This window comes from Mycolicibacterium xanthum, from assembly GCF_019710635.1.
Taxonomy (GTDB): Bacteria; Actinomycetota; Actinomycetes; order Mycobacteriales; family Mycobacteriaceae; genus Mycobacterium; species Mycobacterium xanthum.
Map to the genome: position 1 here is coordinate 12,333 of NZ_JAIFZS010000084.1, position 15,238 is coordinate 27,570.

Annotated in this window: 18 protein-coding genes; 10 read left to right on the top strand and 8 right to left on the bottom strand. The window is 70.0% G+C overall.

The genetic code is table 11. The features are described from left to right. Positions 1–49: 49 nt before the first annotated feature. On the top strand, positions 50–367 hold the full coding sequence (locus JDV09_RS24660; protein WP_221371771.1) for a hypothetical protein: 318 nt from the start codon (positions 50–52) through the stop codon (positions 365–367). Positions 368–475: 108 nt separating this feature from the next. Here JDV09_RS24660 and JDV09_RS24665 read toward each other — a convergent pair whose 3' ends face one another. Beyond that, a complete protein-coding gene (locus JDV09_RS24665) occupies positions 476–1,012 on the bottom strand; it encodes a nucleotidyltransferase family protein (RefSeq protein WP_221371772.1) in 537 nt (178 codons plus the stop codon). A gap of 295 nt (positions 1,013–1,307) precedes the next feature. On the opposite strand from JDV09_RS24665, the gene JDV09_RS24670 reads away from it, so the two are divergent. Continuing rightward, complete coding sequence (locus JDV09_RS24670; protein WP_255605968.1) at positions 1,308–1,727, top strand: STAS domain-containing protein; 420 nt, start codon at positions 1,308–1,310, stop codon at positions 1,725–1,727. Here the strand turns inward: JDV09_RS24670 and JDV09_RS24675 are convergent. Then, on the bottom strand, positions 1,698–2,420 hold the full coding sequence (locus tag JDV09_RS24675) for an RNA polymerase sigma factor SigF (RefSeq protein ID WP_255605969.1): 723 nt from the start codon (positions 2,418–2,420) through the stop codon (positions 1,698–1,700). The genes JDV09_RS24670 and JDV09_RS24675 overlap by 30 nt on opposite strands. Positions 2,421–2,482: 62 nt before the next feature. After that, on the bottom strand, positions 2,483–2,914 hold the full coding sequence (locus JDV09_RS24680; protein ID WP_221371775.1) for an anti-sigma factor: 432 nt from the start codon (positions 2,912–2,914) through the stop codon (positions 2,483–2,485). A gap of 122 nt (positions 2,915–3,036) precedes the next feature. On the opposite strand from JDV09_RS24680, the gene JDV09_RS24685 reads away from it, so the two are divergent. Both JDV09_RS24685 and mbp1 read left to right on the top strand, forming a co-directional pair. Further along, on the top strand, positions 3,037–3,177 hold the full coding sequence (locus JDV09_RS24685; protein WP_221371776.1) for a hypothetical protein: 141 nt from the start codon (positions 3,037–3,039) through the stop codon (positions 3,175–3,177). 203 nt (positions 3,178–3,380) lie between these two features. After that, complete coding sequence (gene mbp1, locus JDV09_RS24690; protein WP_221371777.1) at positions 3,381–3,617, top strand: microaggregate-binding protein 1; 237 nt, start codon at positions 3,381–3,383, stop codon at positions 3,615–3,617. A 112-nt stretch (positions 3,618–3,729) separates the two neighbouring features. Here the strand turns inward: mbp1 and JDV09_RS24695 are convergent, their stop codons facing one another. After that, positions 3,730–4,590 (bottom strand): type IV toxin-antitoxin system AbiEi family antitoxin, encoded by an 861-nt coding sequence (locus JDV09_RS24695; protein WP_221371778.1) that lies wholly within the window; start codon positions 4,588–4,590, stop codon positions 3,730–3,732. 294 nt (positions 4,591–4,884) lie between these two features. Between JDV09_RS24695 and JDV09_RS27025 the strand changes: the two genes are divergently transcribed. Beyond that, complete coding sequence (locus tag JDV09_RS27025) at positions 4,885–5,445, top strand: restriction endonuclease (RefSeq protein WP_308124237.1); 561 nt, start codon at positions 4,885–4,887, stop codon at positions 5,443–5,445. Here the strand turns inward: JDV09_RS27025 and lat are convergent. Then, positions 5,423–6,787 carry an L-lysine 6-transaminase gene (gene lat / locus JDV09_RS24705; RefSeq protein WP_221371780.1) on the bottom strand — a complete coding sequence of 455 codons (1,365 nt, stop codon included), beginning with the start codon at positions 6,785–6,787 and terminating at the stop codon, positions 5,423–5,425. The two genes, JDV09_RS27025 and lat, sit on opposite strands and share 23 nt — an antisense overlap. Positions 6,788–6,931: 144 nt before the next feature. Between lat and JDV09_RS24710 the strand changes: the two genes are divergently transcribed. The 3 genes from JDV09_RS24710 to JDV09_RS24720 are packed head-to-tail and all read left to right on the top strand — an operon-like array spanning position 6,932 to position 9,548. Beyond that, positions 6,932–7,171 carry a FeoA family protein gene (locus tag JDV09_RS24710; RefSeq protein ID WP_221371781.1) on the top strand — a complete coding sequence of 80 codons (240 nt, stop codon included), beginning with the start codon at positions 6,932–6,934 and terminating at the stop codon, positions 7,169–7,171. Beyond that, positions 7,168–9,084 carry a ferrous iron transport protein B gene (gene feoB, locus JDV09_RS24715; protein WP_221371782.1) on the top strand — a complete coding sequence of 639 codons (1,917 nt, stop codon included), beginning with the start codon at positions 7,168–7,170 and terminating at the stop codon, positions 9,082–9,084. Before JDV09_RS24710 ends, feoB begins: the two co-directional genes overlap by 4 nt. Further along, entirely contained in the window at positions 9,084–9,548 is a 465-nt protein-coding gene (locus JDV09_RS24720; protein WP_255605971.1) for a NifU family protein, read from the top strand. The genes feoB and JDV09_RS24720 overlap by 1 nt, the downstream gene beginning before the upstream one ends. A gap of 181 nt (positions 9,549–9,729) precedes the next feature. Here the strand turns inward: JDV09_RS24720 and JDV09_RS24725 are convergent, their stop codons facing one another. After that, complete coding sequence (locus JDV09_RS24725) at positions 9,730–10,209, bottom strand: Lrp/AsnC family transcriptional regulator (RefSeq protein ID WP_221371783.1); 480 nt, start codon at positions 10,207–10,209, stop codon at positions 9,730–9,732. A gap of 30 nt (positions 10,210–10,239) precedes the next feature. On the opposite strand from JDV09_RS24725, the gene hglS reads away from it, so the two are divergent. Both hglS and amaB read left to right on the top strand, forming a co-directional pair. Next, a complete protein-coding gene (gene hglS, locus JDV09_RS24730; RefSeq protein WP_221371784.1) occupies positions 10,240–11,472 on the top strand; it encodes a 2-oxoadipate dioxygenase/decarboxylase in 1,233 nt (410 codons plus the stop codon). Further along, positions 11,469–13,013 (top strand): L-piperidine-6-carboxylate dehydrogenase, encoded by a 1,545-nt coding sequence (gene amaB, locus JDV09_RS24735; RefSeq protein ID WP_221371785.1) that lies wholly within the window; start codon positions 11,469–11,471, stop codon positions 13,011–13,013. The genes hglS and amaB overlap by 4 nt, the downstream gene beginning before the upstream one ends. 222 nt (positions 13,014–13,235) lie before the next feature. Here amaB and JDV09_RS24740 read toward each other — a convergent pair whose 3' ends face one another. Continuing rightward, positions 13,236–14,483, bottom strand: a complete 1,248-nt coding sequence (locus JDV09_RS24740) for a nucleotide disphospho-sugar-binding domain-containing protein (RefSeq protein ID WP_221371786.1) — start codon at positions 14,481–14,483, stop codon at positions 13,236–13,238. Beyond that, positions 14,483–15,070: a TetR/AcrR family transcriptional regulator gene (locus JDV09_RS24745; RefSeq protein ID WP_221371787.1), complete on the bottom strand. Its 588-nt coding sequence runs from the start codon at positions 15,068–15,070 to the stop codon at positions 14,483–14,485. The genes JDV09_RS24740 and JDV09_RS24745 overlap by 1 nt, the downstream gene beginning before the upstream one ends. Between the last annotated feature and the right edge of the window lie 168 nt (positions 15,071–15,238).

A 15,238-nucleotide genomic window follows, 5' to 3' on the forward strand; every position in this document is an offset into this window, starting at 1 on the left:
ACAGCCCGCGGCGGCGGGGCCGATCCATGTCGCATGGCAGGCTGACCGGGTGGAACCCGTCGAGATCAACGCAGGCAGCTGGTACCTGCGCGCGCTGCGCGCCGACGACCGCGTCGACGACCGCCCCGCGCTGGCCGACCTCGGGGAGCACCGTGGGGACCACGTCGAGCAGCTGGCCGCGCGGTGGGCCGCCGGGACGCTGTATTCGTGGGCGGTGTGTGAGCCGACCACCGGCGAGTTGCTCGCCGAGGTCACCCTCGACCCGCTGACTCGGTCGCTGTCCTTGCGCGCGCGTGCCGGCCACGAGCAGGCCGGCCAGGCCGGGGCGCAGGCGGTGGCCCGCTTCGCCGACGCCATGCTGGGCTGACTACCGCTTACGTTGCCCCTTATGTCGCCCGCCGAGACTGCGTCCAGGGCGGTTCCCCAGCGCGATGCGCGACCGTCAGCGCAGTTTCGGCGCACTCCGGCCGCACGCTCAGCGCTCGTCGACGTCGCGCCCGGTGCCCAGGTCCGCGCAGTCCACCGCGACGACGTCGTCGCGCGCCCGCAGGAAGGGCCCGGCGCCGCTGTCGCCGCTCAGCGTCGCCAGCAGCGCCGGCCAGTGTCTGCGGGCGATCACCACCGGATGCCCGGGGCGGTCGCCGTAGTAGGCGCGCGCCAGCCCCGACTCGCCGGCACGCGCAGCGGCCAACACCCGGCGCACCGCCGCAGCACCGATATCGGGGGTGTCGACGGTGGTCAGCACCGCGAACCCGACGTCGTCGCCGAGCGCCTGCAAGCCCGCGCGCACCGAGGCGCTCACCCCTTCTGCCCACCTGTCGGCGACGACGGCCCGTGCTGGCGCGGGCACGTCCACCAGCGCCGCACCCAGCACCACGACGACGTCGTCGCAGCCACCGCCGGCCAGCGCCGACACCGCCAGCCGCAGCCACGCACCGCCGTCGGCGAGCACCTTGGGCATCCCGTAGCGGCTGCCGGCCCCCGCGGCCAGCAGCACACCCGACGCCGACATCTCCTGTCCCCCAGCGCTTTCCGTTGGACGCTCCCCACTCGACGACACCGAAGCTGACAACCCCGACCCTGAGAGGTTGTCATCAACCTCTCACATTCGTTGGCCGGGATCACCGGACGGGCGTAGGGTCGGGGTGTGGGTTGAATTCACAGCCTGCTCGGAAACGTCATCGACACGCGGGTCTGCATTCCCGCGCAGGCTTTGAGACGCAGGGCCCACCTTGACGTGAATCTCGCACGAATTCACTTATCGACTGATGGAGTCAGCCGTGTCTCACGTCCATGATTTGCATGATTTGCCAACGGGTCCACCGGACCCGGACCAGTACTTCTGTCGCACGGCGCTGCTGGAGACCAGCCGGCCCGAACACCGGACGGTGCTGGTGGCCGCCCACGGGGAACTCGACGCCGCAAACGGTGCCGAGTTCGTCGACTACGTGCTGCGTCATCGTCGCCACGCCCAACGGCTGGTCGTCGACCTGTCCGGCCTGACGTTCTTCGCCACCGCCGGGTTCTCCGCGTTGCACACCCTCAACGTGCAGTGTGTGCGACACCGGATCCGGTGGGCACTGGTGTCCGGCCCGTCGGTGCAGCGGGTGCTGCGCATCTGCGACCCGGATGCGGCGTTGCCGGTGCGCACCGACGTCGCCGATGCGCTGGCCGCCACGCACGACGACCCGCCGCGGCTACTGCAGCTGGTCCCGGAGTCTGGCTAGCGACTTGGCCAGCAGGCGGGACACGTGCATCTGCGAGATGCCGACCCGCTCGGCGATCTGAGTCTGCGTCATCGACTCGAAGAACCGCAGCACCAGCACGGTGCGTTCGCGCTCGGGCAGCGACTCCAGCAGCGGCCGCAGCGCCTCACGGTTCTCGATCTGATCGAGGCTGGCGTCGACGTCGCCGAGGGTGTCGGCGATCGCGGGCGCGTCCTCGTTGCCGCCGCCCCCGCTGTCGATGGACAGCGTGTTGTAGGAGCTGCCCGCGACCAGGCCCTCGATCACCTCGTCGCGGTCCATCTCCAGCTCGGCGGCCAGCTCGGTCGCGGTCGGCGCGCGTCCCAGCCGCTGCGAGAGATCCGCGGTGGCCGCGCCCAGCCGCAGGTGCAGTTCCTTGAGCCGCCGGGGCACCTTGACCGACCAGCTGTTGTCGCGGAAGTGCCTGCGGACCTCGCCCATGATCGTGGGCACCGCGAACGACACGAAGTCCGAGCCGGCGTTGACGTCGAACCGGATCACCGCGTTGACCAGGCCGACCCGCGCCACCTGCATCAGGTCGTCGCGTGGCTCGCCGCGGCCGTCGAACCGGCGCGCGATGTGGTCGGCCAGCGGCAGGCACCGCTCGACGATGCGGTCACGCTGGCGCTGGAACGCTGCCGATCCGTCCTCGAGCTGGGCCAGCTCGCGGAACATGTCGGCGACGTCCGCGTATTCAGAGCTCGATCGCGATGACGAACCCCTGGAGGACGACCGGGTCACCGCAGCGAACTCGCTCGTCTCGTCGTCATGGAGATGCCGTACACCTGGCCGTCTGCCGGGGCGGAGCCGTCGGCGAACGTGCTGACCTCGTCGGTGAGCGACGTCAGCACGTGCCAGCTGAAGCTGCCGGGCGCGAGGATGTCCGAACTGTCGCAGGTCGTGGACGCGTGCACGATCAGCGCCTCGGGCTGGGGATCGACCACCAGCAACAACGTCGAGTTGGGCACCGCGGAGCGGATCAGCCGGGTGCAGGCTTCGTCGACGGCCAGCCGTAGATCGGCGACGGCGTCGAAGTCGAGGTCCTCGTAGGTGCCGATCGCGGCCACCAGCGTGCGCAGCACGGCCAGGTTCTCCAGCACGGCGGCCACCCGGAGTTCGACCGACCGGGCGCTGCGCTGCCCGTTGCTGTGACTCACGACATCGGCCATCTGACCTCCCGGAAACTTGCCAGCGACACTACCCCAGGCCGTCCCACCGCTGGTCAAGGATGCTCCCGGGCATAGCTGGCGGAAAACGTTAGGAGTGGATGCCGGTCGGGTAGCCGAACTCCGTGGACACTGTGAGAAACAGCCCACCGGACTGGTTGCGCCGGGTTCTGCTGATCGCCGGCGCGGTGTTGGCGGCTGTGGTGCTGACCGTGGCGGCGGTCTACGCGGTCACGTTCGTGTTGCTGGCGCCGATGATGCAGTGACGATGCATTAGTCATGGTGTGAAGGCAGTACCCCGCAGGTGGTGCCCGCCAAACACCCGTCCCTGGGACGGCGCGAATCACTTTGTGGCCGGGCAGCATTCACTTGTGAGAGCCAGGTCACCCGTTTAGCGGCCCGCGACGGCGGGAAGTCTGACGGCGTCCGGGACCGAATGTCCGAAATCCACACGACAGTGAGGGTGAATATGACCGAGAAGAACAGTGGCCCCGAAGAAGGCATCAAGGGTGTCGTCGAGGACGTGAAGGGCAAGGCCAAGGAGACCGTCGGGACCGTCACCGGTCGCGACGACTTGGTCGAAGAGGGCAAGGCCCAGCAGGACAAGGCCGAGGCCCAGCGCGACGCGGCCCGCAAGGAGGCCGAGGCCGAATCGGCCCGCGCAGGCGCCGCCGCGGCCGAGAAGCGCCAGGAGTCGCACCAGTAGCTGTGTGACGACGAGGGGCCCAGCCGGCCGGCTGGGCCCCTCGTTCGCGCGGCGCCTTTCGTGTGGGGGTTGGGCGCCGAGATTATGGTAGGGGCTGTGGCTGAGCGAGCGATCACGACCGCCTGCGCAATCTCGGCCGGAAGCCCCGGCGCTCGAACGCCTGCCCCACCCGATACTTGATGAATTCCGCTGAGTGTTCACTGACCACGCGGATGTCGTGCCAACCCTGCCGTTCGATGAACTCGGCCCGGCCGATGTCCTTGACGTAGGTGAGTCGGTCCTGACTGTGGTGGGCTCCCTCGTACTCCAGGCCGACCATCGGCTCGTCGTAGCCCATGTCGAGGTATGAGGTCTGTGAGCCGTCGTCGACCTTGATCTGTGTGCGCACCGGGTCGCGCCACTCGTCGACGAGGATCAGCCGCAACCACGTCTCTCTCGGCGACTGCGCACCCCCGTCCATCAGGCTGAGCGCGGTGACCGCCCTCGCGATGCCACGCGCGCCCGGGTAGCGCTGGGCCAGCGCGAGCACATCGACGGCCTTGACGTCGGTGGCCTGTGCCAGGGCGTCGAGGCTTGCGACCGCGTGATCGCGTGGCAGGTGACGGGCCAGGTCGAGGGCGGTCCGCTGCGGCGTGGTCACCAGCAGGCCGGCGCGCTCGGCGATCTCGTCGGCGTCGATCCGCTCGTTGCGGGCGACGATGCCCGGCGGCGGCCGGCCACACCGAAAGATCAGCTCGATCGGGACAGTCCTGCCGACCCACTTCGCGCCATGCAGGGCGGCCGCGGCGCGCCCGGTGACGATGGCGTTGCGGCCCGACCATAGCCAGGCACCGGTGGTGCGCTCGCGCAGCGTCAGGATGGCCTCGGCCGGCACGTAGACGTCGGGGAACAGCCGGCGGTAGTTCCAGCGCAGGCTCGCGCGCGTCAGCCGGCCGCGGGCCAGCGCCTCGGTGCCGATGAATACCTCTCGCATGCCGCGATGCTGACCATCGCGACCGACAGATTCGGGTGCGTGGCGCCGATATTGCGCTGCGGGCTGTGGATAACGCGTGGGCACGACCGTCGCCGCAATCTCGGGGCGTGTGGCGCCGAAATTGCGCTGCGGGCTGTGGAAAACGCGTGGGCACGACCCTCCACGCAATCTCGCGGCACGTCCGCGTCAGCAGATCGGGCAATCTCGCGGCACGTCCGCCCGGCAGATCGGGCAATCTCGCGGCACGTCCGCGCAATCTCGGGAGTTGTCGGCGGCCCGGCCTACCATTCGGCCGTGGCCAGCATCCGGTGGAAGGTGTACGCCGCGCTCGGCGTCGCCGCCGGCGCCACCGCGTATGCGGCCGGGGCCGGCCCGTTGTGGAGCGTGCTGGTGGCGGTGCTGGCGCCCGCGATCGTCGCGGGCGCACCACGGTTCATCGCGGCGACCTTCGTCGGCGCCGCCACACCCTCGGAGCGCGAGCTCGCGGCGACCGACATGTCCGGTACCGAGTTCGAGGACTACGTCGCCCACGTCGCCCGGTCGGCCGGGGTTCCGGTGATCATGACGTCGATCACCGGCGACTGGGGCGTCGACCTCATCGTCGGGCACCGGCCGGACCGGCTGGCGATCCAGTGCAAGCGACGGTCACGCCCGGTCGGCGCCGGCGCCGTGCAGGAGGTGGTGGCCGGCGCACCCATGCAGGACTGCACCAGGACCATGGTGGTGACCAATCACGAGTTCACCCCGGCCGCACGCAAACTCGCCGAGCTGCACGGCTGCGAGCTGGTCGGCGGCGCGGAGCTGCCCCGGCTGCGGTCGACGATCCGCCGGCTCACCCAGCCCGCAGCGTCCTGAGCACGGTCCGCGTGGCGTCGACGGCGGTGTCGATCTCGGCCCGCGACACCGTCAGCGCCGGCCGGAAGCGCACACTGTCCGGACCCGAGCCGAGCATGATCACCCCGCACTCCCACAGCCCGGCGATCAGCGCGTCGCGCTGCGCGGCGTCGGGCAAGCTGAACGCGCACATCAACCCGCGACCACGTACGTCGCTGACCAGGTGCGGGAACTCGTGGGCCAGTTCGTCGAGGCGCGACAGCAGGTAGCGGCCGTTCGAAGCGGCCCCGCCGAACAGGTCGTCGGACTCGATGACCTCCAGGATGCGGCGCGCGCGGACCATGTCGACCAGGTTGCCGCCCCACGTCGAGTTGATCCGGGAGCTGACGGCGAACACGTTGTCGGCGACCTCGTCGACGCGGGATCTGCTGTGTCCGTCGCGCGCGCGGCCGCCGGCCATCACCCCGCACACCTGCGTCTTCTTCCCGAACGCCACCACGTCGGGCACCACGCCCAATTGCTCGAAGGCCCAGGCGGTTCCGGTGATCCCGCAGCCGGTCTGCACCTCGTCGAAGATCAGCAGCGCGTCGAACTCGTCGCACAGATCGCGCATCGCCGCGAAGAACTGCGGCCGGAAGTGCCGGTCGCCACCCTCACCCTGGATCGGCTCGGCGATGAAGCACGCGATGTCGTGCGGATGGGCCTCGAACGCGGCGCGGGCCTGCCGCAGCGACTCGGCCTCCACGGCATCCATATCGGCACCCGGGCGCAGGTACGGGGCGTCGATGCGCGGCCAGTCGAACTTGGGGAACCGCGCCACCTTGGTCGGGTCGGTGTTGGTCAGCGACATCGTGTAGCCGCTGCGGCCGTGGAAGGCGCCGCGCAGGTGCAGCACCCTGGTGCCCAGCGCGGGATCCAACCCACGGCTCTCGTTGCGCCGGCTCTTCCAGTCGAACGCGACCTTCAGCGCGTTCTCGACGGCCAGCGCGCCGCCGTCGACGAAGAACAGGTGCGGCAGGTCCGGGTGGCCGAGCACCCGCGCGAAGGTCTCGACGAAACGCGCCATCGGCACGCTGTAGCAATCGGAGTTGCTCGGCTTGTTCAGCGCGGCCGCCGCCAGCTCGGCGCGGAACCCTTCGTCGTCGGCCAGCGCCGGGTGATTCATGCCCAGGGCCGACGATGCGAAGAACGTGAACATGTCGAGGTAGCAGTGGCCGGTGCGGGCGTCCACGAGGTAGGAACCCCGGGAACGGTCGATGTCGAGCACCAGATCCAGGCCGTCAGCGAGGATGCTGCGGGACAGGACCCGATGCACGTCGTCGGGCGATACGCTCGGCACGGCTTCCGGAAGAACAGCTGTCATAGTGCCATCGTATCGTATATTTTCCTGTTCATTGCCCTGTGCAACGGATTGTTTACTGATGACCTATGGCCTTAGCGAGGGTGCCCCAACCCTGGTTACGCTCGCCTAAGTAAGTTGATCTACCCAACGCGCGAAGGTCGGCCCGTGGACACGCCACTCCCAGATCTGCCCGTCGGGGTGCCGGCGACCATCGTCGGCATCACCGGCGACGCGCCCGAGCACGTCGCGATGCGCCTGCGCCACCTCGGTTTTCGCACCGGCAACACCGTGCAGGTGGTCCGGGTCGCGCCGTTGGGCGACCCGACCGTCTACCGCATCCTGGGCTACGACATGTGCCTGCGGCGCCGCGAGGCCGACCACATCCAGGTCGCGGTCACCCGGTGAGCGCCCCCGCCTGTCACTCGAAACCCTCGACCGACGCGCCCGAGGACCAACTCCGCATCGCCCTCGTCGGCAGCCCGAATTCGGGCAAGACCAGCGTCTTCAACCACCTGACCGGCATGCGCGCGCGCACCGGCAACTACCCCGGCGTGACGGTGGCCCGCACCATCGGCACCGGCAAGCACACCTGCCCGCGCTGCGGCACGGTGAAATTCACCATCGAGGATCTTCCCGGCGCCTACAGCCTGCACCCGGTCAGCCCCGACGAGAAGGTGGTCGCCGACCTGCTGCAGGGTGAACTGTCCGGGATCAGCGCCCCCGACGCGCTGGCCGTCGTCGTCGACGCCACCGTGCTGGAGCGGTCGCTGTCGCTGGTGGCCCAGGTGCTGGCGCTGGACAAGCCCACGATGGTGATCCTGACCATGCCCGACGAATTGGCCAACCGCGGCGGGCACATCGACACCGACCGCCTCGCCACGGCTCTGGGCGTCCCGGTGGCCGGCGTGGTGGGCAGCCGCGGCAAGGGTTTCGGCCCGCTGCGTGAACTGATGGCCGACCCCGAAGGCTGGTCGCGGGTGCCGATCCCGCCCCCGCGCGACGACGACGAGTTCAACGCGTGGATCTCGTCGATCCTCAACGCCGCCCGCTACCGGGCTCCCGAATCCGACAAGCGCAGCGCCATGATCGACCGGGTCCTGCTGCACCCGCTGTGGGGCACGCTGTTCTTCCTGGTCGTGATGTTCGCGTTCTTCCAGGTCATCTTCAGCGTCGCCGCACCGTTCCAGGACCTGATCGAGCGGTTGTTCGCGTGGCTGTCGGATCTGGTGGCCACCGGTATCCCGAACGAGACGATCGCCGGACTGCTCGGCGGCGGCGTCATCGGCGGCGTGGGCGCGGTGCTGGTGTTCATCCCGCAGATCGTGCTGATGTTCCTGCTGATCTCGCTGCTCGAGCAGATCGGCTACATGGCCCGCGCGGCCTTCCTGGTCGACCGGATCATGGCCACCACCGGGCTGGAGGGCCGCGCGTTCGTGGCGATGCTGTCGTCGGTGGCCTGCGCGGTGCCCGGCATCATGGCCACCCGCACGCTGCCGTCGTCGCGGGACCGCATCGCCACCACGCTGGCCGCACCGCTGATGACCTGCTCGGCGCGGCTGCCGGTGTACATCCTGCTGATCGGCCTGCTCGTCGACCCCGGGGCGCGGTGGGGTCCGATCGGGCTGCAGGGCCTGGTGATGTTCGGGCTCTACATCCTCGGCGGTGTCGCCGCGATGACGACCGCGTGGATCTTCCGCCGGGCCGTGCTCGGCGGCGACATGCTGCCGTTCTACATGGAGCTGCCGCCCTACCGGTTCCCGTCGGTGAAGACCGTGGTGGTGAGCATGTGGGATTCGGCCCAGGTGTTCCTGCGCAAGGCCGGCACCATCATCCTGGCGACGTCGGTGGTGCTGTGGTTCCTGCTCAACCTGCCGCCGCGTCCCGGCGCGACCACGGCCGCGGTGCTGGACCACTCGTTCGCCGCGTCGATCGGCAGGTTCATCCAGCCGGTCTTCGACCCGCTGGGCTTCGACTGGCGCATCTGCGTGGGCCTGATCGGCGCGATGGCGGCACGCGAGGTGTTCGTCGCGACCATGGGCCAGATCTTCGGCCTGGACAACCCGGAGGACCCCGGCGACGCGGTGCGCACCGCGGTGTGGACGTCCGGGCCGGACCAGGGGCACCTGCTGTTCACCGCGCCGACGGTCGCGGCGCTGCTGATCTTCTTCGCCTTCGCGCTGCTGTGCATGTCGACGGTCGCGACGATCCGCCGCGAGACCAACTCGTGGCGCTGGCCGCTGGTGGCGTGGTGCTACATGTTCACGCTGGCCTGGATCGGCGCCTTTGTCGCGCGGTACGTGACGATCTGGGTGACGTGATGGTCCGCCTGCATCCGGAGACGACCGACGATGCGTCGACGATGCGGTGGATCACCGACGCGACGGCGCCCACCGACGTCGCGGCCGAGCTGATCGCCGACGGCACGCTGGCCGCCGTCGACGTCGCACCCGGGCAGATCCTCACCCGGCTGGCACCCGGGCACACCTGGGCCGCCGACGGGCCGCGGGTCAGAACCACGCTCTTCCAGGCGCTCTCCGCCGCCGCGCCGGGCGATCTGCAGGAACCGATCGCCCGGTTGCTGGCCCGCGAGGTGGGGCCCTACGTCGCCTCGCACGGCGGCGAACTGCGGGTGGTGTCGGTCGACGACGGCGTCGTCAGCGTCGCGCTGGAGGGCACCTGCGGACACTGCTCGCTGCGCAGCCAGACGCTGACGACGATGGTGGCCGCCGCGGTGCGGGCCGAGTTCCCGCAGATCCGGTCGGTCCGCGCGGTGCATGCGTAACGTCGGCACTGTCGTCACACCGGTCACAGTGGCACCCGATCTCGGGTCAGAACCGCTGCGCAAACGCGATATCACCGGCGCTGTCGCGTTTCGATCACCGGCGCTGTCGCGTTTCGATCGCGACCACCGGCCGGTCCCCACGATATGGATAAAATACGGTTTTGGCGGACTACGGCAGTAACTAATCCGGTATGAACTGCCGATCGCTGTAGAATTTCTGTAGGATAATCGTGCTGCGGGTCTTCACGTCGGCCGCGGTACGAATGCGCTGCAGCAGTCCTTCCAGCGCCCGCGCCGACGCGACGTGCACCAGCAGCACGTAACTGTCCTCCCCTGCCACGGAGTAGCACGCCTCGATTTCGGGGATGCTTTCCAGCCGGGTGGGTGCATCATCGGGTTGAGAGGGATCGAGAGGGGTGATGGCGACGAACGCCGACAGCATGCTGCCGACGGCCTCCGGGTTGACCCGGGCGGTGTACCCGGTGACCACACCCCGTGACTCCAGCCTGCGCACCCGCGACTGCACCGCCGACACCGATAACCCCGCCGTCGCGGCCAGATGGGCCAGCGTCGCGCGCCCGTCGGCGACCAACTCGCGGACCAGCGTGCGGTCGATGTCGTCGAGCTGCACATGGGGCTGGACGTCGTCGCCGTCGGTCATGGCCGCACTGTATCCGAGGAAGGTGCTGCGATGAGTGAGCGTGTCGAAACCTGGCAACTGCGGGCGCAATTCGCCGCCGGACTGTCCCGGATGTACGGCGCGGAGGTGCCCGCCTACCACACGCTGGTCGACGTCAGCTCCGAGGTGAACCGAGCGTACGCCGAGCAGCACCCCGAGGCCGCCCGGCTCGGATCCCTGGACCGGGTCACGGCCGAACGCCACGGCGCGATCCGCGTCGGCAACGCCGCCGAGCTCGCCCAGGTCGCCGACCTGTTCGCCGCGTTCGGCATGTACCCGGTCGGCTACTACGACCTGCGCGAAGCGGCCTCCCCGGTTCCCGTGGTGTCCACCGCGTTCCGGCCGATCGACCCGGAACAGCTGGCCCGCAACCCCTTCCGGGTGTTCACCTCGATGCTGGCCAGCGCCGACGTCCGCTTCTTCAGCGCCGACCTGCGCAGTCGCGTGGAGCGGTTCGTGTCCGGGCGGCAACTGTTCGACCCATCGCTGATCGCCACGGCCCGCCGGATCGCCGCCGACGGCGGCTGCCCGGCCGAGCAGGCCGACGAGTTCGTCGCCGCCGCCGTGTCGGCGTTCGCACTGTCCCGCGAGCCGATCGACCGGGCCTGGTACGACGAGCTCTCGGCGGTGTCGGCGGTGGCCGCCGACATCGCGGGGGTGGGCACCACCCACATCAACCACCTGACCCCGCGGGTGCTCGACATCGACGCGCTGCAACGCTCGATGACCGCGCGCGGCATCGAGATGATCGACCACATCCAGGGACCGCCGCACACCGACGGCCCGCAGGTGTTGTTGCGCCAGACGTCGTTTCGGGCGCTGGCCGAGCCACGCCGGTTCCTGTTGCCCGACGGCACGGTCACCGACGACACGCTGCGGGTCCGGTTCGGCGAGGTCGAGCAGCGCGGGGTGGCGCTGACCCCGGCCGGCCGGCAGCGGTTCGACGCCGCGATGGCCGCGCCCGATCCGGCCGCGGTGTGGGACCGCCACTTCCCCGGCACCGACGCCGAACTGGCCGCCTCCGGGCTGGCCTACTACCACGGCGGTGACCCCGCCAGACCCGTTGTGTACGAAGACTTCCTGCCGGCGTCGGCGGCCGGGATCTTCCGATCGAACCTGGACACCGACACCCCGGCCGCCGAAGGCGCCGACGAATCGGACTACAGCCAGCAGTGGATGGCCGGTCAGATCGGCCACCACATCCACGACCCCTACGAGCTCTACGAGAAAGTCGCCTGCTCATGACCACCATCGAGAAGTCCGCACTGCCCACCACCGACGCCCTGCGCTCGCGGGTCCGTGACGCGCTGGCCGCCGTCGGCGTCACCGTCGACCTCGGCGCGCCCGGCGCCGGCGGGCTGGCCACCAGCACCCCGATCACCGGCGATGTGCTGTTCACCATCGACGAGTCGACGGTGGAGCAGGCCGACGCGGCGATCGCCGAAGCCGCCCAGGCGTTCTCGGCGTGGCGGGTGACCCCGGCACCGGTGCGCGGGGCGCTGGTGGCCCGGCTCGGTCAGCTGCTCGTGCAGCACAAGGCCGACCTGGCGGCGCTGGTGACCATCGAGGCGGGCAAGATCACCTCCGAGGCGCTCGGCGAGGTGCAGGAGATGATCGACATCTGCGAGTTCGCCGTCGGGCTCTCGCGTCAGCTCTACGGCAAGACCATCGCCTCCGAGCGGCCCGGGCACCGGTTGATGGAGACCTGGCACCCACTCGGCGTCGTCGGCGTCATCACCGCATTCAACTTCCCCGTCGCGGTGTGGGCCTGGAACACCGCGATCGCGCTGGTCTGCGGTGACACCGTGGTGTGGAAGCCCTCGGAGCTGACCCCGCTGACCGCGGTCGCCTGCCAGGCGCTGATCGAGCGGGCCTGCGCCGACGTCGGTGCGCCGGCCGGGGTGAGCCGGCTGATCCAGGGCGGCCGCGAGGTCGGCGAGCGTCTCGTCGACGACCCGCGGGTGGCGCTGCTCTCGGCGACCGGCTCGGTGCGGATGGGCCGTCAGGTCGGTCCGCGGGTGGCGCAGCGCTTCGGCAAGGTGCTGCTGGAACTCGGCGGCAACAACGCCGCGGTGGTGACCCCGGCGGCCGACCTTGACCTGGCGGTGCGCGGGATCGTGTTCTCTGCCGCGGGTACGGCCGGTCAGCGCTGCACGACGCTGCGGCGGCTCATCGTGCACTCGTCGATCGCCGACGAGCTGGTGTCGCGCATCGTCGCGGCCTATCGGCAGCTGCCGGTCGGCGATCCGTTCGCCGACGGCACGCTGGTCGGCCCGCTGATCCACGAGACCGCCTACCGCGACATGGTCGGCGCCCTGCAGCAGGCCGTCGCCGAGGGCGGCGAGGTGATCGGCGGCGAGCACGTCGACATGGGCGACGAGGGGTCGTTCTACGTCACGCCCGCGGTGGTGCGGATGCCCGGCCAGACCGCAGTGGTGCACAGCGAGACCTTCGCGCCGATCCTCTACGTGCTGACCTACGACACGCTGGACGAGGCGATCGCGCTGAACAATGCTGTACCGCAGGGGCTTTCGTCGTCCATCTTCACGCTGGACATACGCGAGGCCGAGCGGTTCCTGTCCGCCGAGGGGTCGGACTGCGGGATCGCCAACGTCAACATCGGCACGTCGGGCGCGGAGATCGGCGGGGCGTTCGGCGGGGAGAAGGAGACCGGCGGCGGGCGTGAGTCCGGGTCGGATGCGTGGAAGGCCTACATGCGGCGGGCCACCAACACCGTCAACTACTCCGCCGAACTCCCCCTGGCCCAGGGCGTCCACTTCGGCTGAGCCTTCTTTCGGCGAGCTGTTCGGCTGAGTCTGTTCGGCACGCTGTTCGGCCGAGCGCGCGTGTTTGCACGGCGGCGCGCCGCGCCGGCCGTGCGTCACGGCGCGCTCGCGGGCATCCAGAGCGCGCATATCGTCGCCGGCGGCCCGACACCGCACCCGCGACGTCGGGCCGGGAGCAGGCCGCCAGCGGGCCCCCCAACTACTACGACCCGGGATGTCCTACTACGACCCGGGGCGTCCACTTCGGCTGAGTAGCCGCTGCTCGATCAGATCCGCGCCGCGGGGCGCACCGCCGGCGCGGGCGAAACCGTCGGCCACCCGGCGAGCGCCCGCCGACATCGTCATCGCGGCCCGGATCTGCTCGCGCAAGCGTTCGACGGTCAGCTTCTTGGCGGGCAGCCTGGTTCCGCTGCCGGAGACCTCGACCCGGCGGGCCACCTCGAACTGATCGCGGCCGTGCGGCACCGCGCACACCGGCACGCCGCGCGCGAGGGCTTTCTGGGTGACCCCCATGCCGCCGTGGGTGACCGCGCACACCGCCCGGTCGAGCACCGCGCCGTGCGGAACAAATTGCCGCACCGTCACATTCGGGCCATCCGACAGGCCCGCCGGGATTCCCGCGGGTAGCGTCGCCACCACGTGCACCGGGTCGTCACGCAGCGCGGCGATCGTCGCCGTCACCAGGTCTGTGTCGTGTTGGCGCTCCGAGGACGTGGACGCCAGCACGATCGGGCGATCGATCGCTGCGAGCCAGTCCGGCTCGTCGGCGGGCAGCGGATCCGCGGCGCACGGCCCGATCAGGGCCACGCTCTCTGCCCAGTTGTTCCTCGGGTACTCGAACGGCTCTGCCGTCGCGACCAGCGTCAGCGGAGGATTCTCGACGATCTCGGTGATGCTGCCCAGCGTCGGGACGCCCACCCGGGTCCGGATCGCGTTGGTCGGGGGCAGGATCAGCTTTTCCATGCCCCCGGTGACCACCGGGCGCAGCACGGCGTCGCGCAGCGCGCCGACCGGACCCGTACGTGGTGCCAGACCCGGGCCGAACGGCGGCACTCCGCGCGACGGCAGGTACGGGATGTAGGGCCAGAACGACAGCCAGGGCACCCCCGCGGCCTCCGCGGCCACCGCCGCACCCCAGCAGTTCGCGTCGACCACCACCACGTCCGGCCGGGTCGCATCGAGTGCGGCGCGCACGTCGTCGATCTCGAATTCGGCTCTGCGAGCGAAGGTGTCGAAAGCGACGGCCAGCGCGGCGCGCGGGTTGGGGGCCTTCCAGTCGTCGAGCGTGATGGCTTCGATCTGATCGGCGATCGGCGCCGCGTCGAAGCCCAGGTTCTGCGCAGCGGGAACACCCGCGCGCAAGGTCCGCACGGCGATGTGGTGGCCTCGGCCGGCCAGCTCGGCCAACACGGCGCTGATCGGGAACAGGTGGCCGAGTGCGGGTGAGGTGTAGGCGAGAATCGTTGCCATCATGGTTCTTTCGTCAGGAGCGGGGTCAGCATCTCGAGGATTGCTTGTTCGGTTTGCTGGCGGGTGAGGCCGTGGTTGCGGCGCAGACTCTCCCAGCTGCGCACGTCGCAGACGGTGCAGATCTGGGCGAGTCGACGCGCTCGTTGCGCGGTAGGTAGGTCGAGCGCATCGGCGAAGACGTCGGCGCACCAGTTGCGGTGATAGTCGCGTCCGGCGTCGAGGGTGTCGCGCAGGCCGGGGGTATGGGGTTCCTCGGCAAGCATCTTGAGCATCAGCGGTGCCCACTGCTCGTAGTGGTCGATCAGGTTGGCGACTGCCCGGCGAGCGTCGAGCCCGATCGCCGCGTCGCGCTGGGTGAAGACCTCGGTGGCGAAGCGGGCGATCGCCGCGGCGAACACCGCATCCTTGTCCCCGAACCGGCGCAGCACGGTCTGCACGGTGACACCGGCTCCGGCGGCGATATCGGCCAGCGTGATGTCGGCGATCGGCCGGGCCCGGAACAGTTCCATCGTGGCGTCCAGGATCGACTCGGCCGTGCGGGCGCTCGACGCTGCCCGCGCGGTCATCTGGTACGCCCTCGATTTCATGTTAGTAACGTTAACACGAAATGCCTCGTTTGGCGAGACATCCCTAGTCTGTAAGTGTCAAGCGGCGTGGGGTGTGCGGTGTGCCCACGCGGTGTGTTCGTCGTAGTGGGTGTGGTGGCGTAGGCAGCCGTGGAGGATGCCGACGAAGCGGTTGCCTAGTGCGCGTAG